Raw genomic sequence first — 24,503 nt, forward strand, 5'->3', positions numbered from 1 at the left:
GACCGCCCATGACGATCCAGACCCCGATCGCTTCCGCCGCGGCGGAAGCCGCCGCCGTTCTCGAGCGCCTCGGCGTCGCCCCCGCCCTGCGCGTGGGCGGCTCGCGGCCCGTGCGCTCGCCGATCACCGGCGAGACGATCGCCGCCGTGCATGATGCGACGCCCGACGGGGCGGCCCGGATCGTCGAGGCCGCCCACGAGGCGTTCCTGGCCTGGCGCAAGGTTCCGGCTCCCCGGCGCGGCGAGCTGGTGCGCCTGCTCGGCGAGGAGCTGCGCGCGGCCAAGGCGGACCTGGCGCGGCTGGTCACCCTGGAGGCGGGCAAGATCGTCTCCGAGGGCCTGGGCGAGGTCCAGGAGATGATCGACATCTGCGACTACGCCGTGGGCCTGTCGCGCCAACTGTTCGGCCTGACCATCGCCACCGAGCGCCCCGAGCACCGCATGATGGAGACTTGGCACCCGCTCGGCGTGGTCGGGGTGATCTCGGCCTTCAACTTTCCGGTGGCGGTCTGGTCGTGGAACGCCGCGCTCGCGCTGGTCTGCGGCGACGCCGTGGTCTGGAAGCCGTCGGAGAAGACCCCGCTGACGGCGCTCGCCGTGCAGGCCGCTTTTGAGCGGGCGGCGGCGAAGTTCGGCCCCGAGGCGCCGGCGCGGCTGTCCAGCGTGATCATCGGCGGCCGCGAGGTCGGCGAGGCGCTGGTCGGCCATCCGAAGGTCCCGTTGGTCTCGGCCACCGGCTCGACGGCCATGGGCCGCGCGGTCGGGCCGCGCCTGGCCCAGCGCTTCGCCCGCGCGCTCCTGGAGCTGGGCGGCAACAACGCGGCCATCATCGCCCCCTCGGCCGACCTGGACCTGACCTTGCGGGCGGTGGCCTTCGCCGCCATGGGAACGGCGGGCCAGCGCTGCACGACGCTGCGCCGCCTGTTCGTCCACGAAGACGTCTATGACGCGTTCCTGCCCAGGCTGAAGGCGGCCTACGCCTCGGTGCGCGTGGGCGATCCCCGCGCCACCGGCGTGCTGGTCGGCCCGCTGATCGACGAGGCCGCGCTCGGCGCGATGATGGGGGCGCTGGACGAGGCCCGCGCGGCGGGCGGCGTGGTGACAGGCGGCGGGCCGATCGCGGACGGGGGCGGGGCCTATGCGCGCCCGGCCCTGGTGGAGATGCCGGGCCAGGCCGACGTCGTCCTGCGCGAAACCTTCGCGCCCATCCTCTACGTCATGAAATACCGCGACCTCGCCCAGGCCGTCGAACTGCAGAACGCCGCGCCGCAGGGCCTGTCCTCGGCGATCTTCACCCTCGACATGCGCGAGGCCGAGCGGTTCGTCTCGGTGGAAGGGTCCGACTGCGGCATCGCCAACGTGAACCTCGGCCCCTCGGGCGCGGAGATCGGCGGCGCGTTCGGCGGCGAGAAGGAGACCGGCGGCGGGCGCGAGGCCGGCTCCGATTCCTGGAAGGCCTACATGCGCCGCGCCACCAACACCGTGAACTATGGAACCAGCTTGCCGCTGGCCCAGGGCGTGGTGTTCGACATCTGAGGGGCGCGCCGGCCAGCCTAGAAGCGGAAGTGCGCGGCCAGCCTGAGGTCGTAGATCGCCAGGTCGTTGCGCATCTCGGCCCCGCCCTCGACGGCGAAGGCCGCGCCGATGTCCTCACCCTTCACCGCGCCGCGGATCACCGCGCCCGAGCCCGTCACCTCGTCGGCCAGCAGCGTGAAGTCGTCGGTGCCGGAGACGAAGCGGCCGATGGTGTCGCCGTTCTTGCCGGTGATGGTGCGCCAGCCCACCTCCATCTGCGGGCCCCACCAGCCGTCCTCGCCGAAGCGGGCGCCGCCGGTCAGGCCGACGAACCCGTCCAGGCGGTGGGAGGTGCGGTCCTCGACGACGAGATCGACCGCATCGCCCCCGCCGCTCTCGGTGTAGCCGCCCTCCCTCAGCCACAGGTAGTCGACGCTGGCGGTCGGGCGCAGGTAGTAGCGGCCGAAGCGGGCCTCGTAGCCGGTGGAGAAGCGTCCCGTGAGCGCCGCGCCCGACCACTTGCCCTTGGTGTTGCGGAACAGGATGCGGTTGTCGTCGTCGTCGTAGACGGCGATGGCGCGCTGGTTGGTCACGCCCACCCAGGAGGCGCCGCCGCGCGCGTTCATCGCCCAGCCGCCGTTCACCTTGCGCCAGTAGCCGCCGGCCTCGAACATGTTGACGATCATGGAGTCGCCGTCCACGTGGTCGCCGTTCTCCACGCGCCCCGAGCTCCCGGCCAGGGTGACGCCGACCACGCCGATGGGGAAGCGGCCGGTCTCGGCCCCGGCCACCAGGCCCAGCGACCAGGCGTCGTAGCCCGGATCGTCGGCCTTGTCGTCGCGCTGCACGGCCTCCGCGGTCTGCTCGATCCAGAAGCCGCCGCCGTCCGGGCCCTGGCGGTCCTCGACGGCGCGGGTCACGGCCTTGTCGCCAGCCGAGACCAGCTCGGTCACCGCGCCCTGGTGGTCGGGCAGCATCTGGTTGTAGACGCTCGTGAAGCCCGAGCGCGTGGTCTGGGCGAGGAAGGCGTCGCGCACCTCGGTGTCCAGGTTCGCCGCCGTGATCATCGGCTCGTAGGCCGCGGAGGTGGCCGCCGGCAGGGCGATCTCCGTCTCGCTCTTCCGCGACAGGGTCAGGTCCACCGTCCCGGCCGTAGTGTCCGTGATCAGGGCCGCGTTGTAGAGATAGGGGATGTCGCCCAGCAGGCTCGAATCCAGCCCCCCCGAGGTCAGCGACTGGGCCTGGATCAGGGTGTAGGTGGCGCTGCCGTTCAGCAGGGAATCGAGCTGCACGCCGAGTTTGGCGCCGTCGGCGATGGTCGCGGCGCCCGCGACGTCGAGGAAGCTGTAGGTCCCGTTGTCCGGGTCGACCGCGAGCATCAGGGTCGAGCCCGACCCCAGGTTCAGGCTGGTCAGGTTCAGTTGGCCGGTGTTGGTGACCGTCAGGCCGCCGGAGCCGATCGACAGGGCCAGGGCGCCGCCCGTCGCGGTGATGGCGCCCTTCACCGACGCGCCGCCGTCGATCTCGAAGATGTTGGAGCCGGCGCCGAAGGCGATGTCGCCGGTCACCGTCCCGTTGAGGATCTGCACCAGGTCGTCGCCGGAGCCCAGGTAGATGTTCCCGACGATCGAAGGCTCGTCGACGTCGTCCACCCCGTCGCCGTCGGTGTCGGTTCCGTCGTCGTTGCTGAGCTGCCCGTACTGCACGAGGTTGACGCCGGTGGTGTTGGCCGACAGGTCCAGGGCGATGGCGCGGCCGGTGACCACCTCGTTGGAGGCGTCGGTGTCGGCGTCGTCGGTGTCGTTCTCGTCGTCGGTGGCGGTGACCGCCGCGGTGATGGAGCCCACGTTGACCACGCGGTTCAGCGTGCCGGACTTGTCCCATACGGCGATGGCGTCGCCGGTCTCGCCGGCCACGCTGGCGGTGATCGCGCCGGCGTTGATCAGCGAGCCCGCGGTCGCGCCGCTTTCGATGACGATCCCGGCGGCGGTGTAGTGGTCCTCGGCGGTGATCGACGAACTGATCGCCCCGTCCACCCGGATTTCCGGAACGATCGCGCCCGAGTTCAGGTGCAGGGCGATTGCGTCGGCGGCGTAGGCGTTCGACAGGATGCTGCCGCTCACCGTGACGCCGCCGCTCATGTCCACCGAGCCGCCGCCGTCCAGGCCGATGCGCACGGCCTCCGCCGGCACGCCGTCATAGACGCCGTAGGCGCCGACGCTGCCCTTGATCACCAGCCCGTAGGCTTCGGTTCCGTCGCCGACGTCGCCGATGGTGATGTCGCGGCTGGCCGAGCCGATCTGGATCGCCGGGGCCGCGCCGTAGGAATAGACGGCGGCGGTGCCTTCGTCGGCGTCGTCGACCCCGTCGTTGTCCTCGTCGTCGTTGCTGCTGTCGGTGTCGGTGGGCGGGATGTCCAGCAGGATTCCGCCTGCGACATTTCCGCTCACGCTCACCGCGGCTCCGCCTTGCAGCAGGTCGTCGGAATCCAGCGCCTCCAGCACCGAGGTGTCGCTGGAGCGGCTCGTCGAGCGGTAGCCGGTGGCGGTCACGCTGCTCTGGATGGTCAGGGCCCCGCCGATGTCGTCCTGCAGGTCGACGGCCTGGGCGTCCGCGCCCTTCGCCGCGATCGCGCCGGTGATCGCCACGTCGCCCGAGACGGTCCCGGTGGTGCGCAGGCCGACCGAGCGGTCGCCGGTCACGGTGATCGCCCCTGAATTGGCGATCGAGCCCACGAGATTGGTCTCCACCAGGAGGCCGGCGGAGTCCTGCCCTTCGATGGTGATCGAGCCGGAGTTGGTGATCGTGCCGGTGAACGGCTGGTCGCCGGTCACCCACACCCCGAAGCGGTTGAAGCCCGTGGCGAACAGGCCGTCGTAGTCGCCGTCGCCGTCGTCGTCGGTGATCGTGGTGGTCTCGTCGACCGTGATCGTGCCGGAGTTGATGAAGCTGCCGCTCAGGCCGCCCAGGATCTTCACCCCCACCGAGTCGTCGGCGTCCTCGATCTCGATCGTGCCGGCGTTGCTGACCGAATTGTTGCTGTCCAGGGTGACGGCTACGCCGCTGTCGAGCTTCACCGATCCGGCCGAGGAGATCACCACGTCGTCGGCCGCGCCGTCGTTGGCGGTGGATGTGGCCACCGCGGTCGTCCGCGCCGAGGTGATGTCCGTCTCGGCGTGGGCCTCCGCGGCGATGAGGAGGGAGGACAGGCCAACGAGGGCGGGTTTCAGGGGCGGACGCCGCATTCAGGGACCTCTTTTCTGCGAGGTTCCTTGGTCGGGGCGGCGTATTGCCCGTGTTTTGCCGGATGGTGGGGGTTCGTGCCCGCGGGCGCTATGTCGCGTTACGTGCTCGCATGTTGCGGCGGCGAAATGTAACAAGAGCTTGCGTCAAGCCTGCAATCTGGAAACTCGGGGGCCAATCCAGGCTGACATGGAGGCGTCCATGGATACACAACGGCAGCCTACCGGCGGCGCGGGCTCGGTGCTTGTCGTCGACGACGATCCCAGCATTCGCGACCTGCTCACCGAATTCCTCAAGACCCACGGCTTCCACGTGCGCACCGCCGTGGATGCGGCGGCGATGGACCGCGTCCTGGCCGAAGAGCCGGGAATCGAAGTGGTGATCCTCGACGTCATGATGCCGGGCGAGGACGGGCTCAGCGTCTGCCGCCGCCTGGCCGACCGCAACGGCCCGGCGATCATCATGCACAGCGCCATGGGCGAGGAGACCGACCGGGTCGTGGGCCTGGAGCTGGGCGCTGACGCCTACCTGGCCAAGCCGTGCAGCCCGCGCGAACTGCTCGCCCAGGTGCGCGCGGTCCTGCGCCGCCAGCGCGAACCGGCCCTGTCGCGCTCGCCCTCCCACGCGCCGTACACCTTCGAGGGCTGGCGTCTGGACCCGATCAGCCGCAGCCTGACTGCGCCGAATCAGGTGGTGATTCCACTGGCCAACCGCGAGTTCATGCTGCTGAAGACCTTCCTCGACCAGCCGCAGGTGGTGCTCTCGCGCGAGCAGCTCGCCGAGGCCATGCAGGGCACCGGCGAGGCCGACGGCCGTTCGATCGACGTGCAGATCAGCCGCGTCAGGCGCAAGCTGGGCGACGGCTCGGAAAGCCTGATCCGCACCTTCCGCAAGGCCGGCTACATGTTCATGCCGAAGGTCGCGCGGGGGTGAAGCTTCGCAACCCCTTTGGGCAGGGCGGCGCGGTAAGCCTCTTTGTCCAGGTGTTGGCGATGCTGCTCGCCCTGGTCTTCGTCGTCCAACTGACGAACGCGATCATGGTGCTGGCGGTGCCTCCGCCGCGGCCCGACGTCTACCGGCTCGAAGATGTCGTCAAGGTGCTCAAGGGCGACCGCTCGGCCAAGGCCCTGGAGGGGCTCAAGGTCAGCGTGCGCAGCCATCCGCCGGGGACGAGCGCAGGCCAGAGCCGGGCCCCCGGCCGCGGGCCCGACCTGGACCGCATGATCGTCGATTCGCTGGCCGATCAGCTCGGCGTGCCGAAGACCCAGATCCAACTGGAGACCACGCGGGGGCTGTTCATCCTGCGCCTGCGCCACGAGTTCTTCGAGCCGCGGATGCGCCAGCCTCCGTCCCAGCGCAACAACGCGGACGGACCGTTCGGCGGCGGCGGACAGTTCGACGCGCGTCCTCCGCCCGACGGCCAGGCCCCCGGCGCGCGCGGCGACCAGGGCGCGGGCCCGGGCGGGCCTGGAGCGCCGGCCGACGACGACGGCCGCTTCGGCCCGGGGCCGCGCTTCGGCGGTGGCGGCCCGCCGGTGATCGCGCCGTTCAAGATCGGCCTGATGCAGGGCGATGGGCGCTGGCTGATCGTGGAGAGCCGCGGAAGCTTTCCCTCGCCCTGGCAGCAGCGGGTGCTCCTGTGGCTGGTGATCACCGCCTCGCTTTGCGTGCCGCTGGCCTGGGCCTACGCCCGCTGGCTGGCCGCGCCGATCCGCCGCTTCGCCGAGGCCGCCGATCGTCTGGGCGGAGATCCCAGCGCTTCTGAGGTCGAGGTTTCCGGCCCGGCCGAGGTGCGCATGGCCGGCGAGGCGTTCAACCGCATGCAGGAACGCCTCCAGCGCTACGTGGAGAACCGCACCACCATCGTCGGCGCCGTCGCCCATGACCTGCGCACGCCCCTGGCGCGCATGCGCTTCCTCTTGGAGACGCCGACCGAGGACATGCGCGTGCGGCTGGCCCGCGAGATCGACGAGATGGACGCCATGGTCGGCGCCACCATGGCCTTCGTCCGCGATTCCACGACCAAGGCCGTCCGCGCCGACATGGACCTGTCCTCGCTCCTGGAAAGCCTGGCCGACGACGCGGCGGAGGAGGGCCACGCCGTCTGCGCCAGCGAGATGCCGCAGGCGGTGGTCCACGCCGATCCGGTGGGCCTGCGCCGGCTGTTCGACAACCTGATCCGCAACGGCGTGAAGTTCGCCAGCGACGTGACCGTCGATCTGCGGATCGAGGGGGGCGACGCCGTCGTCGAGGTCGCCGACAACGGTCCCGGCCTGCCGCCCCACGACCTGGAGCGGGTGTTCGAGCCGTTCTATCGCAGCGAGGCCTCGCGCAACCGCGAAACCGGCGGGATCGGGCTGGGCCTTGCGGTGGTGCGCTCCATCGCCCGCGCCCACGGCGGCGATGCGACCATGCACAACCGGCCGGGCGGAGGCCTGATCTGCCGTGTGCGCCTGCCGTTGAGGCGTCCGAGCGCCGGCCGGCCGGCCTAGAGCGCGGTCGCGAAGATCAGCTTCGCCTTGCGCTCGCCGATCTCGGCCAGGGCGTCGGCGCGGCTGGCCGGCTCCAGCAGGCGCACGCGCCTGAGCGCCGTGGCCATGCTGATCGACCAGATGAAGGCGTCGAGCGCGTCCGCGTCGTTCGCCCCTAGGCCGCGCAGGACCGACAGCGAGGTCGCGCCGCGGGTCGACAGCATCTCGCGCGCCAGCCGCCGCAGGGCCGGGTCGCGCACGGCGGCGCGGTGCAGCGCCTCCATCGCCCGCACCCGCCAGGCCAGGTCGCTGGCTTCGTCGACGAGCTCCGAGGGGCCGAGAGCCCCGTTCCTGTTGCGGGCCATGTGCTCCAGCACGTCGGCGCGCACGCGCCGATGCAGCTCGTCGAACGCGGCGTGCAGCAAATCGCTCTTTGTGCGGAAGAAATAGGTGGTCGCCGCCAGCGACAGCCCGGCCGCGGCGGCCACGTCGCGCTGGGTCATGCGGTCGACGCCCTTCTCGCCCACCACCCGCAGCGCGGCGTCCAGGATGCGCCGGGCGCCCTCCGCCGACGGCGGCTCGGTGATCCGCGCATTGGCGTCGAGTGTCGGCTCCACCGCCGAGCCGATGTCGGCGCGCCTCAGGCGCGCATGCAGCCGCATCACCGCATCGACGATCCACGACAGCCGCCCCGCCGCGCCCGGCTCGGCCAGCAGGCTGTTGGCTAGGCCGATGGCGAGGTCGGCCCAGGCTTCGGCCTCGTCGGCCGAGGCGCCGGTCCGGCGCGCGCCGTCCCGCCAGAAGGCGTACATCCGCTCGAACTCGTCCGCCGCCCCGTCCAGCAGGGCCGGCGCGGCCGCGGCGCCCTCGGCTTCCAGCTCCAACTGAAGGGCGAGGTGCCGGCGCCGGCGCTCCAGCAGGTCCTCGAGGGTGGAGATGGTCCAGGCCGGCGTGCTCAGCCACGCCGGACGCGGCGGCTCGTGCAGGGCCGCGCGCTGCTCGGCGCGCCAGGCTTCGAGTTGGAGGTGGGCCAGCGCCTGTACGTGCCCGACGAGCCCCGCGCGATCGCCGAAGTGATAGGTCATGGCCGAGGCGCTGAAGCCAGAGCGGCCGGCCAGGGTGCGTGCCGAAAGCGCCCCCAGGCCGTCCTCGAGACATATCTCCGTCGCCGCCGCCGCCAGCCGCTCGACGGGCTGCGCGCGAGACTCGTCCGACACCTTCACCATCGCCCCCTTTTCGGCCCGTGAGCCAAATCTGGCAAGGGTGTACAAACGTACTAATTTCAAGGGTGGATTTCGCGGAGTGGAGGGGAGTGTGGGCAATATAATAGGAAAAACAGCATGATAAAAATCCATTCATCGAAGTTTCTTGGAAGCTTCACGCTGTACAATCGTACTAGATGATAGGGACGCCCCACTTTCGCACGAGGGGGTGTGCTCATGTTCCGCAATGTCGTTCCGGCGGCCAAGGCCGTGCTGTTGGCCACCACGGCCTGTCTGTCGCTGGCCGCGCCGGCCGCGGCGCAATCGATCGAGACGGCCGCCGCGGCGAGCGTGCGCGGCCGGGTGGTCGACGCGTCCGGCGCCTATCTCGCGGCCGCGCGGGTGTCCGCGCCCGCCCTGGGCCTGCGCGTCGTCACCGATCGGGAGGGCCTGTTCTCGCTGAACCTGCCGGCCGGGCGCCACGAACTGGTGGTGAGCTATCCGGGCATGCAGGACCAGCGCCTGTCGGTCACCGCGCCGGCGAGCGAGCTGCAGACCATCACCCTGTCGGAAGCCGGCGGCGACAACGTCAGCGAGGTGGTGGTCACCGCCCGGCCGATCGTCGCCTCCCAGGCCGCGGCCATCGCCCAGCAGCGCGCAGCGGACAACATCGTCAGCGTGGTCGCCGCCGACGCCATCGGCCGCTTCCCCGACCAGTCGGCCGCCGCGGCCCTGTCCCGCGTGCCCGGCGTGGCCATCGAGCGCGACCAGGGCCAGGAGCGCTATGTCCAGCTACGCGGCGCGCCCGAGCGCTGGACCGTCGTGGCCGTGGACGGAATGAACGTCCTGGGCGCCGAGGAGCGGATCTTCCGCTTCGACTCCGTCCCGGCGGTGGTGATCCAGACGCTCGAGGTGAACAAGACCCTCACGCCCGAACAGCCGGCCGAGGCGCTGGCTGGACGCATCAACATCGTCACGGCCTCGCCCTTCGACCGCAAGGGCTTCCACGTCTCCGGCGACGCCGGCTACGGCGAGATGGCGCTGGGCGGCGGCCCGCAGCGGCAGTTCTCCGGCCGCGTCTCTTGGTCGGGCGAGCACTTCGGCGTCACCGCCGCCCTCGCGCACTACCGTCGTAATCAGACTACGGACAATCGCGAGGTCACCTGGAACCGCGACGGCGACATGAACACCGCCGACGATTTCAGCTTCCGCTCCTACAGCCTGGAGCGCGAGAACAACGCCGGCCAGTTGCGCGTGGAGTACCGCCCCGACCGCGGCGGCAGGATCTTCTTCGACAGCCTCTATTCGGAGTTCATCGACCGCGAGCAGCGCAACCAGTACGACTTCCAGCTCTCCCGCGCGCTCACCCAGTCGCCGGCCAACCGCGGCCCCGACTCCGGCTACGTCGACGGCGCCGGCTACACGGCCACCTGGGAGTACGGCCGCTACTACGACGACACCTTCACCAACACCCTGGGCGGCGACCATCCCGACGTGATGGGTTTCGACGTCTCCTGGCGGCTCAACTACACCCACACCGACGCGGGCATGAACCTGCCGCTGATCCAGCAGAACTTCCTGTCCGGAAGCGGCCGGCTGTCGCTGGTCTATTCGAACCTGTCCAGCGGCATTCCCAACCTGCAGCTCTACACCTCCGTGCCGAACGCGAGCGGCGTGTTCAGCCGCGGCGTCGCGCTGGACGCCCTGCCGCAGACCGGCTCGGTGGCGGACGTGTTCATCCCGATCGTGACCGAGACCAACACCGACTCCTGGACCGGCCAGGTCGACGTCGCCCGCAACTGGACCTCCTTCGGCGCCGAGGCCGAATTCAAGGCCGGCGTGAAGGTCGACCGGCGCAAGGCCGACGGCAACACCTTCTCGGGCCTGCCGGGCGCGACCCCGATCCTCAACGCGCTGGCGCCGCAACTCGGCCTGACCTGGAGCGTCACCCCGCGGATCACCTCGGGCCAGTGGCGCTCGGACTTCCAGCGCGGCTGGGCCGTCTACGAGGTCGACAACATCGGCCTGGCCGAAGACCTGAACGCCCTGATGAAGGCCGCCCAGGCGGCTGGCCTCTACGACCCGTCCAAGAACGTCCAGCCCCAGGACCTGTTCTCCGTGGATGAGGACATCTACGCCGGCTATGCGCAGAACAAGTGGCGCTCCGGGCGCTGGGAGGTTCTGGCCGGCCTGCGGGTCGAGAGCGTGAAGGTCAAGAGCACCGGCGTGCTGGCGGACGGCGTGAACCTGACGCCCCTGACCGTGGACAAGGACTACACCGACCTCTTCCCCAGCGTTCACGTGAACTACGACGTGACCGACGACATCAAGGCCCGGGTCGCCCTGATCCGCGGCGTGGCGCGCCCCTCGTTCGGCGAGATCCGCACCAGCGTGTCGATCAACGACGTCAGCGAGACCATCTCAGGCGGCAACCCCAACCTGGAGCCGGAACGCGCCTGGGGCCTGGACGCGGCGCTCGAATGGTATCTGCCCGGCGCGGGCCTGGCCTCGATCTCGGCCTTCTACCGCAAGGTCGACGACGTGATCTTCGACGCCACCACCAAGGTGCGCGACGACTCCTATGACGCCAACGGCTACGACCGCACCGGCTACAACTTCACCACCACGCTGAACGGCTCGGACGGCAAGATGGGCGGCGTCGAGATCGCCTATCTGCAGCAGTGGCGCTTCCTGCCGGCGCCGCTCGACGGCTTCGGCTTCCAGGGCAACGTCACCTTCCTGGACGGCGACTTCAAGACGCCCGACGGGACCAAGTCGAAGTACCCGGGCCTGTCGAACACCATCGTCAACGCCTCGATCTTCTACGAGAACTACGGCCTGTCGGCGCGGCTGTCCTACCAGTGGCGCGACGCCTGGCTGGACGAGCCCAGCGTGGACGCCACCGACGAGACCTACTGGGCCGCCAACGAGCAGCTCGACCTGTCCCTGCGCTATCAGGTGCGCGACGGACTGACGCTCTACTTCGACGCCAACAACCTGACCGACGAGCTTGGCCAGCGCTACCAGGGCCGCACGAGCCGCCCGATCGAAACCGAGGGCGTGGGCCGCCGCTACATGGCCGGCGTCCGCTTCAACTTCTAGGAGGAACGCCCGATGCTGCGCCGACTGCTCTTCCTGCTGCCCGCCGCGCTCGTCCTGGGCGCGGCGGGGGCGCCCGCCCCGGCCGTCGAGACCGCGCAGGCGACGCTGCACGACGGCGCCTACGAGGTCACCTGGACGTCGAGCCGGGCCGGCGCGCCGGTGGACGTGTTCGTGGCCGCCCGGCCGGACGCCCCGGCCCGCGAGCTCAAGCGCCTTGCCGACGACGACCGCGACGGCCGCGCCAGCTTCAAGAACCCGCTGGGCGCCGGCCGCCGGCCCTATTTCTTCGTCCGGCCGGACGCCTCCAGGGCCGGACTCTGGACCGCGGTGCGGGTGCTGCCCCTGGAGGGCGCGACCAACTTCCGCGACATCGGCGGCTACGCCACCGCTGACGGCCGTCACGTGCGCTGGGGCCTGCTCTATCGCTCCAACGCGCTCGATGGGCTGACGGCGGCCGACTACAAGATCGTCAGCGGGCTCGGCGTCCGGCTGGTCTGCGACCTGCGCACCGACCAGGAGCGCGAGGAGGCGCCCACCCGCTGGCAGGGCGCGCCGCCCGAGTTCCTGAACTCGCCCAAGGCCGCCCTGGACACCAACATGAGCGCCCTGTTCGCGGGCGGCCCGCCCACGGCGGCGACCGTTCGAGCGAACTTCATCAAGTTCTACGCGGACATGCCCGAGGCCTACGCCGGCGAGTACAAGGCGATGTTCCGCCGGCTGATCGACGGCGAGGCGCCGATGATCATGCACTGCACGGCGGGCAAGGACCGCACCGGCGTGGGCTCGGCCCTGCTGCTGACCGCGCTGGGCGTTCCGCGCGCGACGGTGGTGGAAGACTATTCGAAGAGCGCCGCGCTGCTGGCCCGCCAGCCGCCGAAGCAGTCGTCGCGCTACGACGCCATGTTCGCCAAGCTCCCGCCCGACGTGATCCAGGCGCTGATGGGCTCCGACCCGGCCTATGTCGAAAGCGCGCTGGACGCGGTCGACGCCCGCTACGGCTCGGTCGAGGGCTATCTCGCCAAGGAGCTCGGCGTCACCGCCCAGGATCTGGCCAAGCTGCGCGCCCGCTATCTCGAATAGGCGTCAGCGGCCGTCGTAGACGATCTGTCCGTCCACCACGGTCATCACCGCGTGGCCCTTGGGAATCTCGGCCTCGGGCGCGGTCATCAGGTCGACGGAGAAGACGCTGAAGTCGGCGCGCTTGCCCGGCTCGATGTCGCCCAGGTCGTCCTCCGCGAAGCGGGCGTAGGCCGAGGCCGAGGTGAAGAGCTTCAGCGCCTCGGCCCGGCTGAGCGTCTCCTCCGGATGCCAGTCGGCCGCCGAGAAGCCCTTCAGGTCCTTGCGCGCCACCGCCGCGTAGTACTCGATCAGCGGGTCGCCGCGCTCGACCGGAGAGTCCGAGCCGCCCACCACCACGGCGCCGGAATCGAGCAGGCTCTTCCAGGCGTAGGCGCCCTTCAGCCGGTCTTCGCCCAGGCGCGCAGGCGCGAAGTGGAAGTCGCCGATGGCGTGGCTCGGCTGCATGGAGGCGATCACGCCCATCTGGGCGAAGCGCGGAATGTCGACGGGCCGGACGATCTGCGAGTGTTCGATGCGCCAGCGCGGCTTGGCGATCTTGCGCTCGGACGGCGGGATGGCGTCGAGCGCGGTCTCGTAGAGATCCAGCGTCACGGCGTTGCCGCGGTCGCCGATGGCGTGCGTGCCCACCTGGATGCCAGCCTTCAGCGCCTGGTCCATGATCTTCAGCATCTCGGCCGGGTCGCTGACCAGCGCGCCCTCAGTGCCGTGGGCGTCGGCATAGGGCTCGAACAGGGCCGCGCCGCGCGAGCCGAGCGCCCCGTCGGCGAAGAGCTTGATCATCCGCGTCGTGATCCGGCCGTCGGCCGTGGCGCGGGGGCCGTCCTTCAGGAGCGGGCCGGCCTCGCCGCCGGAGATGGCGTTGTAGACCCGCAGCGGCGCCTCGCCCTTGGCGTCCAGCCCTTCCAGCAGGGCCACGTCGGCCCAGTCGACGGCCATGTTGTGCACGCCGGTCCAGCCGTAGTGCGTCTCCACCTGGAAGGCGGCGTGATAGTCGGCCAGCTTGTCGGCCTCGGTGGGCGCGGTCCTGAGCGAGCGGACCAGGCCCATGGCGTTGTCCACCAGCATGCCGGTGGGCTCGCCGGCGTCGTCCTTCAGGATCGCGCCGCCTTCGGGGGCGACGGTGTCGCGGGTGATCCCGGCGGCCTTCAGCGCGGCGCTGTTGGCGACCAGGGCGTGGCCGTCGGCGCGCACCAGCAGCACCGGCCGGTCGGGCGCCACGGCGTCCAGGTCCTGGCGGATCAGGAAGCGGCCCTCCGGCCAGCCGGTCTCGATCCAGCCGCGACCCACCAGGGTTCCGGTTCCCGGGTGCTGCGCCAGGTGGGCCTTCAGCCGCGCCATCGCTTCGGCCGCCGACTTGGAGCCTTCCAGATTGAGGGTCAGCTCGCGCTCGCCGATCCCGCGCAGGTGGGCGTGGCTGTCGGTGAAGCCGGGGAACATGGCCGCGCCCTTCAGGTCGACCACCTTGGTCTTGCGGCCGACCAGCGCCTTGGCCCCCTTCCGGTCGCCCGCGTAGACGATGCGGCCGGCCGCGACGGCGACCGCCTCCACCTTGGGCTGGTCGTCCCGGGCGGTGTAGATCGGCCCGCCCCAGAAGACGGCGTCGGCGGGCGCGGCCTGGGCGGCTGTGGCGAGGGCGAGGGTGGCCGAAAGGCCGGCGATGATCGGGCGCATGGCGCGAGCTTAGCCGTCGGCGAGCCGGCGTCCAAGCTGGCCGCATGGCCGGGGAATCGGCTCAAACACCTGTTCAAATCCGCCGCGCCGGGCGACAAGAAGCGCCAAGGAAAAGAGCAGGGAAGAGGGAAGACCGGGAATGCCGATCAAGAGCGTGCTGATCGCCAACCGTGGGGAGATCGCGATCCGCATCGCCCGCGCCTGCGCGGACCTGGGCCTGACGAGCGTCGCAGTTCATTCCGAGGACGACGCGGCCTCGCGCCATGTCGCCCTGGCCGATTCCGCGGTCGCGCTGAAGGGCGTCGGCCCGCGCGCCTATCTCGACATCGACCAGCTCGTCGCCGCCGCCCGCCAAGCCGGCTGCGACGCGGTGCATCCCGGCTACGGCTTCCTGGCCGAGAGCGCCGCCTTCGCCCGGACCTGCCAAACGGCCGGGCTCGTCTTCATCGGGCCCGATCCGGAGGCGCTGGACCTGTTCGGCGACAAGAGCCGCGCCCGCGCCCTGGCCGGCGAGCTGGGCGTGCCCCTGCTGACGGGGGTCGAGGGCGGGGCGACGCTCGCCGCCGTGCGCGCCTTCCACGAGAAGCTCGGCCCCGGTGGCGCGGTGATGATTAAGGCCGTGGCCGGCGGCGGCGGGCGCGGCATGCGCCGGGTGGAGCCGGGCGAGGACCTGACCTCAGCCTACGAGGCCTGCGCCCGCGAGGCCGAGGTCGCCTTCGGCGATCCCTCGCTCTACGCCGAGCGGCTGATCCGCAACGCCCGCCACATCGAGGTGCAGGTGATCGGCGACGGGACCGCCGTGATCAGCGCGCACGACCGGGAGTGCTCGATCCAGCGCCGCCACCAGAAGCTGGTGGAGATCGCGCCCGCGCCGAACCTGTCGGCCAAGACCCGCGCGGCCATGGCCGAGGCGGCGCTGAAGATGGCCAGGGCGGCCAAGTACAAGAGCCTGGCGACCGTCGAGTTCCTGCTGGACGCCGACGACGGCGAGACCTTCGCCTTCATCGAGGCCAACGCCCGTCTGCAGGTGGAGCACACGGTCACCGAGGCGGTGACGGGGCTGGACCTGGTGCAGATCCAGCTTCGCATCGCCGGCGGCGAGACCCTGGCCGATCTCGGGCTCGCCGACGGCGCGCCGCCGCCGGTCGGCTACGCGGTGCAGCTTCGCGTGAACCTGGAGACCCTGACCGCCGACGGCCAGGTGGCCAGCGGCGCCGGCGGCGTCATCGCCCGCTACGAGCCGCCGTCCGGTCCCGGCGTGCGCGTGGACGGCTACGGCTACGGCGGCTACCGCACCAGCGCGGCGTTCGATTCCCTGATCGCCAAGGTGATCGCCCGCAGCCCGTCGCCGGACCTGTCGGCGGCCGTGGCCAAGGCGGCCCGCGCGGCGGCGGAGTTCCGCCTCACCGGCGTGGCGACCAACCTGCCGCTGCTGCGCGCGGTGCTGGAGGCGCCGGAGGTGGCCGGCGGCAAGGCGACCACCACCTTCCTGGAGACCCACGCCAAGGCGCTGGTCGCCCGCGCCCAGGAGATCGCCGCCGCCGAGCCGGCGGAGGAGCCCGCTGTCGAGGCGGCCGCGCGCCATATGGCCCAGCCCGCGCCGGAAGGGACGGTGGCGGCCGAGGCGCCGCTGCGCGCCACCATCGTCGGCTTCGAGGTCGCCGAGGGCGAAGAGGTGCGCGTCGGCCAGGCCGTGGCCGTGCTGGAGGCCATGAAGATGCAGCACCTGGTGCTGGCGCCCGTGGCCGGCGCGGTCCGCCGCATCGAGGCCGCTCCTGGCGAAACGGTGGACGCGGGCGTTCCCCTGCTCTTCATCGAGCCCGGCGAGCACGCCCACGCGGCGGTCGAGGCCGAGACCCTGGATTTGGACCGCGTCCGCCCGGACCTCGCCGAGGTGATCGCCCGCCACGCGCTGACGCTCGACGCCAATCGTCCGGACGCGGTGGCGCGCCGGCGCAAGACCGGCCAGCGCACGGCGCGGGAGAACCTGGACGACCTGTTCGATCCCGGCAGCTTCAGCGAGGTGGGGGCCATGGCCGTGGCCGCCCAGCGCCGCCGCCGCTCCCTGGAGGATCTGCAGAAGAACACCCCGGCCGACGGCATCGTCACCGGCGTGGGCGAGGTGAACGGCGCCCTGTTCGGCCCGGACAAGGCCCGCTGCGTGGGCCTGGCCTACGACTTCACCGTGCTGGCCGGCACCCAGGGCCACTTCAATCACAAGAAGACCGACCGCGTGCTGGAGTTCGCCGAGCACTGGAAGGCGCCGGTGATCTGGTACACCGAGGGCGGCGGCGGCCGGCCCGGCGACGTGGACGGCGGCTCCATCGCCGCCTCGTCGCTCGACACCACCAGCTTCACCACCTTCGCGCGGCTGTCGGGCCTGGCGCCGCGCATCGCCATCAACTCCGGCCGCTGCTTCGCCGGCAACGCCGTGTTCTTCGGTTGCGCGGACGTCACCATCGCCACGCGCTATTCCAACATCGGCCTGGGCGGCCCGGCGATGATCGAGGGCGGGGGCCTCGGCGTCTTCACCCCTGACGAGATCGGTCCGTCCGACGTGCAGTGGAAGAACGGGGCGCTGGACCTGCTGGTCGAGGATGAAGCGGCCGCCACGGCGGCGGCCAAGCAGATCCTCGGCATGTTCCAGGGGGCGGTGAAGGAATGGAGCTGCGCCGACCAGCGCCTGCTGCGCCACCTGATCCCTGAGAACCGGGTGCGGGCCTATGACGTGCGCGAGGTGATCCGCACCCTGGCCGACGAAGGAACCTTCCTGGAGCTGCGCGGCGGCTACGGCGTGGGCATGATCACCGCCTTCGCCCGCATCGAGGGCCGGCCGCTAGGCCTGGTCGCCAACGATCCGCGCCGTCTGGGCGGGGCGATCGATTCCGAGGGGGCGGAGAAGGGCGCGCGGTTCATGCAGCTCTGCGACGCCTTCGACGTGCCGGTGCTGAGCCTGTGCGACACGCCCGGCTTCATGGTCGGCCCGCACAGCGAGGAGACCGCCGCGATCCGCCGCGGCTCGCGCCTGTTCGTCACCGCCGCCAGCCTGACCGTGCCGCTGATCGCCCTGGTGCTGCGCAAGGGCTACGGCCTGGGCGCCCAGGCCATGACCGGCGGCGACTTCTCGGCCGCGGCCATGACGCTGGCCTGGCCCACCGCCGAGTTCGGCCCCATGGGGCTGGAGGGCGCCGTGCGCCTGGGCTACCGCAAGGAGCTGGAGGCCGAAGCCGACCCGGCCGCGCGCCAGGCCCTGTTCGAGAAGCTGGTCGGCCGCATGTACGAGAACGGCAAGGCGCTCAACGTCGCCTCGGTGCTGGAGATCGACGCGGTGATCGACCCGGCCGAGACCCGCGCCTGGATCGTGCGTGCGCTGAAGGCCTGTCCCGTCCCGCCGCACGGTGCGGGCAAGAAGCGACCCTTCGTCGACGTCTGGTGAGCCGCGCGGGCGGCGTGTGACGGCCCTGGGTCCGTCTTCGCGGACCACGGGGCCGTCCAGGATCAGGCGGCTTCGGCCACCGTGGACGTAAGCGTCGTGTCCTGCGCCGACTTGTAGGCGTTGGCCGCCATCTGGGCGAAGGACTGCTCGAGCGCGGCCGCCAGTTCGTCCTGACTGAGATAGCCGTCGCCGTTGGTGTCGAGGCTGCTCACGGCCGAGGCCACGTCGCTCGAACTCGACGTCCCGCCCGCCTGCGAGATCGCGCTGGTGATCTCGTCGGCGGTCAGGAGACCGTCGCCGTTGGTGTCCGCCGAACTGATGAGGTTCGAGGCCACGTCGGTGGCGGACGGCGGGCCGTGATGGCCATGGTGCGAGCCGCGCTCGTCGATCCGTTGCTGGATCGCCGAGGTCAGCTCATCGGCGCTCAGCACCCCGTCGCCGCTGGTGTCGAGCTTGGACACGGCGGCCGACAGGGTGTCGGAACTCGCCGTGCCGCCGGCCGAGGAGATCGCCGAAGAGATCTCGTCGGCGCTGAGCGAGCCGTCGCCGTTGGTGTCGAAGTTGCTGATCAGGCTCGAGGCGATGTCCGACGCGGAGGGCGGCGCCTCCTGGCTGGACAGCAGCGAGGCCAGGGTGTCGGCCGAGAACTGATCCGACGCGCCGTCGGCCGGCCGGGGCGGCGGAGGCCCCTGCGGCGAGTCGGAACTATTTGCCCCGAAGGGCCCGCTAGGCAGGTTCTGCCCAGCAGACGTAGAATCGGAATTCGATTGCAGGCCGAGAAGGCGCTGCAGCTCCAATCCTGCGTAACTGGTTGATGTTGAACCGATTTGCATGGGATCTCCAATCGGTGGCGATCAGGGTTCGCCCTGCGCGCCGGTCGACGTAAAGGTCGATCGACAAACAAGGCTCGTGTATCCATGCAAGTATTATGCGGCGGCTGCGCCCATTATTGCCTCAGTTCGCGTGGATATGAATGTAATCGATGAGCCTGTTATTTGTATCGGCATCCTGAATCAATGTAACATGTAATTTACAAACATCCGTGGCGCACTGGGGCGGACTCGGCTCGTCGACGGGCGGATTCGCCCCCTCCGGACGGCCTGCGAACGTTCTAGGCGCCGCCGGGACGAGGCGCCCAAGCGAATGGCGCCTTGGCTGAAGCGGCGCGTTCGGCGTATTACGAATTTCACTCTTCGTAATACGCGAGCCAGGATCGCGCCCATGAGTTCCGACGTTCCACAGCTTGCGCGCCTTAGCGTCAGCCTCCCGGCCGAACTGCTCGCCCAGCTCGACGCCATGGTCGGCGAGCGCGGTCTGCCGAGCCGCTCGCAGATGATCGCCGAGTTGATCCGCCACGAGCTGGCCGAGCATCAGGAGGGCCGCAAGGGCGCGGTGCTGGCTGGCGCGCTCACCTTGATCTACCGCGCCGAAAGCGGCCGCGTGCGCGGCGCCCTGGCCCAGGCCCAGCAGGCGTTCCTGAAGGAGGTGATCTCCTCCCAGCATGTCTTCCTGGAGGATGACCAGTCGCTGGAGGTGCTCCTGGTGCAGGGGCCGTCGGAGCGGCTGCAGGCGCTTTGCGACGAGCTGCGCAAGATCCGCGGCGTCCAGCAGATCAAGCTTGTCACCACCACCGCGCTCCTGCCGCCGCTGCACGCCCACGGCGAGGCCGAGCCCAAGTCTGCGAGGAGCGCCTGATGAGCGGCACCGCCGATCCCTATGGCGCCCAGGCCCACGCCCGCGCCCAGGCCGGAACCAAGGTGGAGTCCATGCCCACCCTGCCGGCCAGCGCCGCCCCGGACGTTCCGGACGGCGTGGCCGCGGCCGACATGCTCTGGGCCGAGACCATCGCTCCGGGCGGCTACGCGGCCAAGCGGCTGAACCGCGGGGCGCGCCTGCGCCTGATCGACAAGGCGGGCGAGGCCTGTCTGTCGATGCTGGTGTTCAACGCCGAGCGCCCGGTGGAGCGGCTGAACGTCGCCGACACGGTGAAGGTGCAGTGGAACGCCTATCTCGGCGCCGGCCGCCTGCTCTTGTCCGACATGGGCAAGGTGCTCTTCAGCATCCTTGAGGACACCGCCGGCACGCACGACGCCTTCTGCGGCGCCTCCAACGCGGCCTCCAACGCCCGCCGCTACGGGACCGGCGACAACTGGGGCCCGCACCCCAACGGCCGTGACCGCTTCAAGCTGGGCGTGGCCAAGTTCGGTCTGGGCGCGCGGGACATCCATCCCTGCATCAACTGGTTCAAGGGCGTGCGCATCGAGCCCGACGGGGCCGCCACCCTGAACTACGGTCCCTTCGAGCCCGGCCGGCAGGTGACGCTGCGCGCCGAGATGGATGTGGTCTTGGTGTTGGCCAACTGCCCCCACGTGCTCGATCCGCGCGCGGACTACACGTCTGCGCCGGCCCGCGTGCTCGCCTGGCGCGGCGCGCCGACGGCCGAGGACGATCCGATCCGCAATGCGACGCCGGAGGGCCTGCGCGCCTTCCTGAACGTCGAAGACGACCTGCGACGCTGAGGGGACCATGACCGACACCGCGCTCAACGGGCTGACCGGGCCCATCGTGCTGGACGAGATCGTGCCGGCGCGCGCGCCCTGGGACCACGTGGTCAGGAAGGGCCAGACGCTGCGCATCGTCGACCTGGAGGGCAACCAGGCCGTCGATTTCCTGATGTACGCCCTGGCCGACGACGCCGAACGCTACAGCGCCCAGGACACCATCGCCGCCCAGGGCAATATCTTCCTGAAGACCGGCTCGGTCCTGATGTCCAACGAGGGCCGGCCGATGGCCACGGTGACCGGCACCTCCGTCGCCTACCACGACACCATCGGCGGGGCCTGCTCGTGCGAGAGCAACACCCTGCGCTACGGCCATCACACCAAGAGCCAACACGCCTGCGTGGAGAACTTCCTGCAGGCCAACGCCCGCCATGGCCGCGGCAAGCGCGACATGGTCTCCAACATCAACTGGTTCATGAACGTGCCGGTGGAGGCCGACGGGGCGCTCGGCATCGTCGACGGCATCTCCGCGCCCGGACTCTTCGTCGACATGCGCGCCGAAATGGACCTGGTGGCGGTGGTCTCCAACTGCCCGCAGATCAACAACCCCTGCAACGGCTTCAATCCGACGCCGGTGCGGATGATCATCACGGGGTGAGCGCGGAGTGTTCTCCAAGGTCCTGATCGCCAATCGGGGCGCCATCGCCTGCCGGATAATCCGTACCCTGAGAAAGATGGGTGTCGGTTCGGTGGCGGTGTTCTCCGACGCAGACGCCGGCTCGCTGCACGTGAGCCAGGCGGACGAGGCCGTGCGCGTGGGGCCGGCCCCGGCGGCCGAGAGCTATCTGAAGGTCGAGGCGATCCTGGCCGCCGCCAAGGCGACGGGCGCCGAGGCCATCCATCCGGGCTATGGGTTCCTGTCGGAGAACACCGCCTTCGCCGAAGCCTGCGAGGCCGAGGGGATCGCCTTCATCGGCCCGACCAGCGACAACATCCGCGCCTTCGGCCTCAAGCACACCGCCCGCGAGCTGGCCAAGGGCCACGGCGTTCCCCTGGCGCCCGGCACCGACCTTCTGACCGACGCGGCCGCGGCCCAGAGCGCGGCGGCCGAGATCGGCTTTCCGGTGATCCTGAAGGCTACCGCCGGCGGCGGCGGCATCGGCATGCGCGTGTGCGAGGACGCCGAGGCGGTGGCCGAGGCCTTCGCCCAGGTCGCGCGCCTGGGCGCCTCCAACTTCGCCGACGCCGGGGTGTTCCTGGAGCGCTATGTGCGCCAGGCGCGCCACATCGAGGTGCAGATCTTCGGCGACGGCCAGGGCCGGGTGATCGCGCTCGGCGAACGCGACTGCTCCCTGCAGCGGCGCAACCAGAAGGTCGTCGAGGAGACGCCGGCCCCGCACCTGCCGCCTGCGACCCGCCGGGCGCTGATGGACGCCGCCGTGCGGCTCGGCGAAGCCGCCCGCTACCGCTCCGCCGGCACCGTGGAGTTCCTCTACGACGCCGACCGCGACGACTTCTTCTTCCTGGAGGTGAACACCCGCCTGCAGGTGGAGCATGGCGTGACTGAGCAGGTCACCGGCGTCGACCTCGTCGATTGGATGATCCGCGGCGCGGCCGGCGACTTCGCCTTCATGGACGCGGGCGCGCCGGCGCCCAGGGGCGCCTCGATCCAGGCCCGCCTCTACGCCGAGGACCCGGGTCAGGACTATCGCCCGAGCTCTGGCCGCCTCACTGAGGCGAGCTTCCCGGCGGACGCGCGCGTCGACACCTGGGTCGCCGACGGCTCTGAAGTGTCGGCCTTCTACGATCCGCTGCTCGCCAAGCTGATCGTCACCGCGCCGGACCGGCCGGCGGCGGTGAAGGCGCTGCAGGACGCCCTGGACGCCACGCGTCTGTCGGGCCTGGAGACCAACCTCGCCTGGCTGCGCCAGGTGGCGCGCAGCGAGGTGTTCGAGACCGGCCACGTCTCCACCCGCGCGCTAGCGACGATCCCCTATGAGCCGAAGACCATCCGCGTTCTGAGCGGCGGGCCCTCGACCACGGTGCAGGACTATCCCGGCCGCCAGGGCTACTGGGACGTGGGCGTGCCGCCGTCCGGGCCGATGGACGCCCTGTCGTTCCGCCTGGGCAACCGGTTGCTCGGCAACGAGGCCGCGGCCGCGGGGCTGGAGATCACAGCGCTCGGCCCGACGCTGCTGTTCAACCACGAGGCCGTCGTCTGCCTGACCGGAGCCGAGCTGGACGCCAGCCTGGACGGCCAACCGGCGGAGCCCTACGCGCCGTTCCAGGTCCACGCCGGCCAGACCCTGAAGCTCGGCCGGGTGAAGGGCGCGGGGCTGCGCGCCTACCTGCTGGTGCAGGGCGGCCTCGACGTGCCGGCCTACCTGGGCAGCCGCGCCAGCTTCACCCTCGGCGGATTCGGCGGCCATGCGGGCCGCACCCTCGCCGCCGGCGACGTGCTGCACCTGGCTCATGGCGACGGGAGTGGCGCCGAGCCGCCGCTCGACGCGCGCGCGCGGCCGCAGCTCTCCAAGGCCTGGACGATCCGCGCCCTCTACGGCCCGCACGGCGCGCCGGACTTCTTCACGCCGGGCGACGTGGAGATGATCCGCGCCGCCGAATGGCGCGTGCACTACAACTCCAACCGCACCGGCGTGCGCCTGATCGGGCCCAAGCCGCACTGGGCGCGGCGCGACGGCGGCGAGGCCGGGCTGCACCCCTCCAACATCCACGACAACGCCTACGCCATCGGCGCCATCGACTTCACCGGCGACATGCCGATCATCCTGGGGCCGGACGGCCCCTCCCTGGGCGGCTTCGTCTGTCCGCTGGTGGTGATCCAGGCCGACCTCTGGAAGGTGGGCCAGCTCGCGCCGGGCGACACGGTGCGCTTCGAGGTGGTGGACGACGCCGCGGCCGTCGCCGCCGAGGTCGAGCAGGACCGCCTCGTGGAGACCTTGTCGGTCCCCCACAGCCCTCCTGGGACGGCGAAGCCGATGGAGGGGGACTTTTCTCCCGTCCTCGGGACCATCGCGGCCCAGGGCCACCGCCCGACAATCACCTACCGCCGCCAGGGCGACCGGCACCTCTTGGTCGAATACGGCCCCATCGTGCTCGACCTGGAGCTTCGCCTGCGCATCCACGCCCTGATGCTGGAGCTTCGGGCGATGGACCTGGCCGGGGTCATCGACATCACGCCGGGCATCCGCTCGCTGCAGGTGCACTACGACAGCCGCATCCTGCCGCAGGGCCGGCTCCTGCAGGCGCTCGCCGACGCCGAGGACCGGCTGGGCGGGCTCGACGACTTCGAGATCCCCTCGCGCGTCGTGCACCTTCCGCTCTCGTGGAAGGACCCGGCGATCTACGAGACGATCAACAAGTACATCGCCTCGGTGCGCGACGACGCGCCCTGGTGCCCGGACAACATCGAGTTCATCCGCCGCATCAACGGGCTTGAGAGCGAGGACGACGTCCACCGCATCGTCTTCGACGCCCGCTATCTCGTCATGGGCCTGGGCGACGTCTATCTCGGCGCGCCGGTGGCCACGCCCGTGGACCCGCGCCACCGGCTGGTGACCACCAAGTACAACCCGGCCCGCACCTGGACCCCGCCCAATGTGGTGGGCATCGGCGGCGCCTACATGTGCATCTACGGCATGGAGGGGCCGGGCGGGTACCAGCTCTTCGGGCGCACGATCCAGGTGTGGAACACCTGGCGCCAGACGGCCGCCTTCACCGACGGCAAGCCGTGGCTCCTGCGCTTCTTCGACCAGGTGAAGTTCTTCCCGGTCAGCCACGACGAGCTCGTCGAGTGGCGGCGCGACTTCCCGCTCGGCCGACGCGAGATCGAGATCGAGTCCGAGACCTTCCGCCTGTCGGACTACCGCCGGTTCCTGGCCGACAACGCCGAGGACATCGCCCGCTTCCAGACCACGCGCCAGGCGGCCTTCGACGCCGAGCGCGCCGACTGGGAGGCCAAGGGCGAGTTCGCCCGGGTCGAGGCGCTCTCCAGCGTCGACGACGGGGCGGCCGACGCCGTGGTCATCGAGGCGCCGGAGGGCTCGGACCTGATCGAGGCGCCGCTCGGCGGCAGCGTCTGGAAGATGCTCGTGCGCCCCGGCGACCGGGTGGAGAAGGGGGCCGTGATCGCCGTGATCGAAGCCATGAAGACCGAGTGCGACGTGCCGAGCCCGGCGGCCGGCGTGGTGCGCGAGGTCTACGCCCAGGAGCGCCAGGCCATCGCGCCCGGCGCGCCGATGATCGCCCTGGAACCGGCCTGAGGG

At 70.9% G+C, this 24,503-nt stretch carries 14 protein-coding genes; 10 read left to right on the forward strand and 4 right to left on the reverse strand.

Annotated features, from left to right (window positions below):
• Positions 1–8 precede the first annotated feature (8 nt).
• Positions 9–1,535, forward strand: a complete 1,527-nt coding sequence (locus ACE3TA_RS13105; RefSeq protein WP_374574343.1) for an aldehyde dehydrogenase family protein — start codon at positions 9–11, stop codon at positions 1,533–1,535.
• Between the two features lie 17 nt (positions 1,536–1,552).
• On the opposite strand, the gene ACE3TA_RS13110 is transcribed toward ACE3TA_RS13105, so the two are convergent.
• Positions 1,553–4,759 (reverse strand): autotransporter domain-containing protein, encoded by a 3,207-nt coding sequence (locus ACE3TA_RS13110; RefSeq protein ID WP_374574345.1) that lies wholly within the window; start codon positions 4,757–4,759, stop codon positions 1,553–1,555.
• A 199-nt stretch (positions 4,760–4,958) separates the two neighbouring features.
• Between ACE3TA_RS13110 and ACE3TA_RS13115 the strand changes: the two genes are divergently transcribed.
• Complete coding sequence (locus ACE3TA_RS13115) at positions 4,959–5,690, forward strand: response regulator (protein WP_374574347.1); 732 nt, start codon at positions 4,959–4,961, stop codon at positions 5,688–5,690.
• Between the two features lie 59 nt (positions 5,691–5,749).
• A complete protein-coding gene (locus tag ACE3TA_RS13120) occupies positions 5,750–7,249 on the forward strand; it encodes an ATP-binding protein (RefSeq protein ID WP_374574349.1) in 1,500 nt (499 codons plus the stop codon).
• Here the strand turns inward: ACE3TA_RS13120 and ACE3TA_RS13125 are convergent.
• The gene (locus tag ACE3TA_RS13125; RefSeq protein WP_374574351.1) at positions 7,246–8,454 is read right to left on the reverse strand and encodes a TetR/AcrR family transcriptional regulator; all 1,209 of its coding nucleotides are present in this window, start codon (positions 8,452–8,454) and stop codon (positions 7,246–7,248) included. The two genes, ACE3TA_RS13120 and ACE3TA_RS13125, sit on opposite strands and share 4 nt — an antisense overlap.
• A 213-nt stretch (positions 8,455–8,667) precedes the next feature.
• Between ACE3TA_RS13125 and ACE3TA_RS13130 the strand changes: the two genes are divergently transcribed.
• Positions 8,668–11,532, forward strand: coding sequence for a TonB-dependent receptor (locus tag ACE3TA_RS13130; protein ID WP_374574353.1), 2,865 nt, complete (start codon positions 8,668–8,670; stop codon positions 11,530–11,532).
• A 12-nt stretch (positions 11,533–11,544) separates the two neighbouring features.
• A complete protein-coding gene (locus ACE3TA_RS13135) occupies positions 11,545–12,612 on the forward strand; it encodes a tyrosine-protein phosphatase (protein WP_374574355.1) in 1,068 nt (355 codons plus the stop codon).
• Between the two features lie 3 nt (positions 12,613–12,615).
• Here the strand turns inward: ACE3TA_RS13135 and ACE3TA_RS13140 are convergent, their stop codons facing one another.
• Positions 12,616–14,283 (reverse strand): amidohydrolase, encoded by a 1,668-nt coding sequence (locus ACE3TA_RS13140; RefSeq protein WP_374574357.1) that lies wholly within the window; start codon positions 14,281–14,283, stop codon positions 12,616–12,618.
• Between the two features lie 139 nt (positions 14,284–14,422).
• On the opposite strand from ACE3TA_RS13140, the gene ACE3TA_RS13145 reads away from it, so the two are divergent.
• Positions 14,423–17,719, forward strand: a complete 3,297-nt coding sequence (locus ACE3TA_RS13145) for a carboxyl transferase domain-containing protein (RefSeq protein ID WP_374574359.1) — start codon at positions 14,423–14,425, stop codon at positions 17,717–17,719.
• A gap of 62 nt (positions 17,720–17,781) precedes the next feature.
• Here the strand turns inward: ACE3TA_RS13145 and ACE3TA_RS13150 are convergent, their stop codons facing one another.
• Positions 17,782–18,552, reverse strand: coding sequence for an EF-hand domain-containing protein (locus ACE3TA_RS13150; RefSeq protein ID WP_374574361.1), 771 nt, complete (start codon positions 18,550–18,552; stop codon positions 17,782–17,784).
• Positions 18,553–18,940: 388 nt separating this feature from the next.
• Between ACE3TA_RS13150 and ACE3TA_RS13155 the strand changes: the two genes are divergently transcribed.
• Genes ACE3TA_RS13155 through uca form a run of 4 tightly spaced genes read left to right on the forward strand, consistent with a single transcriptional unit; the run spans position 18,941 to position 24,500 of the window.
• Positions 18,941–19,414, forward strand: a complete 474-nt coding sequence (locus tag ACE3TA_RS13155; RefSeq protein WP_374574363.1) for a CopG family ribbon-helix-helix protein — start codon at positions 18,941–18,943, stop codon at positions 19,412–19,414.
• Positions 19,414–20,238: an urea amidolyase associated protein UAAP1 gene (locus ACE3TA_RS13160; protein WP_374574365.1), complete on the forward strand. Its 825-nt coding sequence runs from the start codon at positions 19,414–19,416 to the stop codon at positions 20,236–20,238. Before ACE3TA_RS13155 ends, ACE3TA_RS13160 begins: the two co-directional genes overlap by 1 nt.
• A gap of 7 nt (positions 20,239–20,245) precedes the next feature.
• The gene (locus ACE3TA_RS13165; protein ID WP_374574367.1) at positions 20,246–20,878 is read left to right on the forward strand and encodes an urea amidolyase associated protein UAAP2; all 633 of its coding nucleotides are present in this window, start codon (positions 20,246–20,248) and stop codon (positions 20,876–20,878) included.
• A gap of 7 nt (positions 20,879–20,885) precedes the next feature.
• Positions 20,886–24,500: an urea carboxylase gene (uca, locus tag ACE3TA_RS13170; RefSeq protein ID WP_374574370.1), complete on the forward strand. Its 3,615-nt coding sequence runs from the start codon at positions 20,886–20,888 to the stop codon at positions 24,498–24,500.
• The last annotated feature ends 3 nt before the right edge of the window (positions 24,501–24,503 follow it).

It is taken from the genome of Phenylobacterium sp. (assembly GCF_041916435.1).
Classification (GTDB): domain Bacteria; phylum Pseudomonadota; class Alphaproteobacteria; order Caulobacterales; family Caulobacteraceae; genus Phenylobacterium.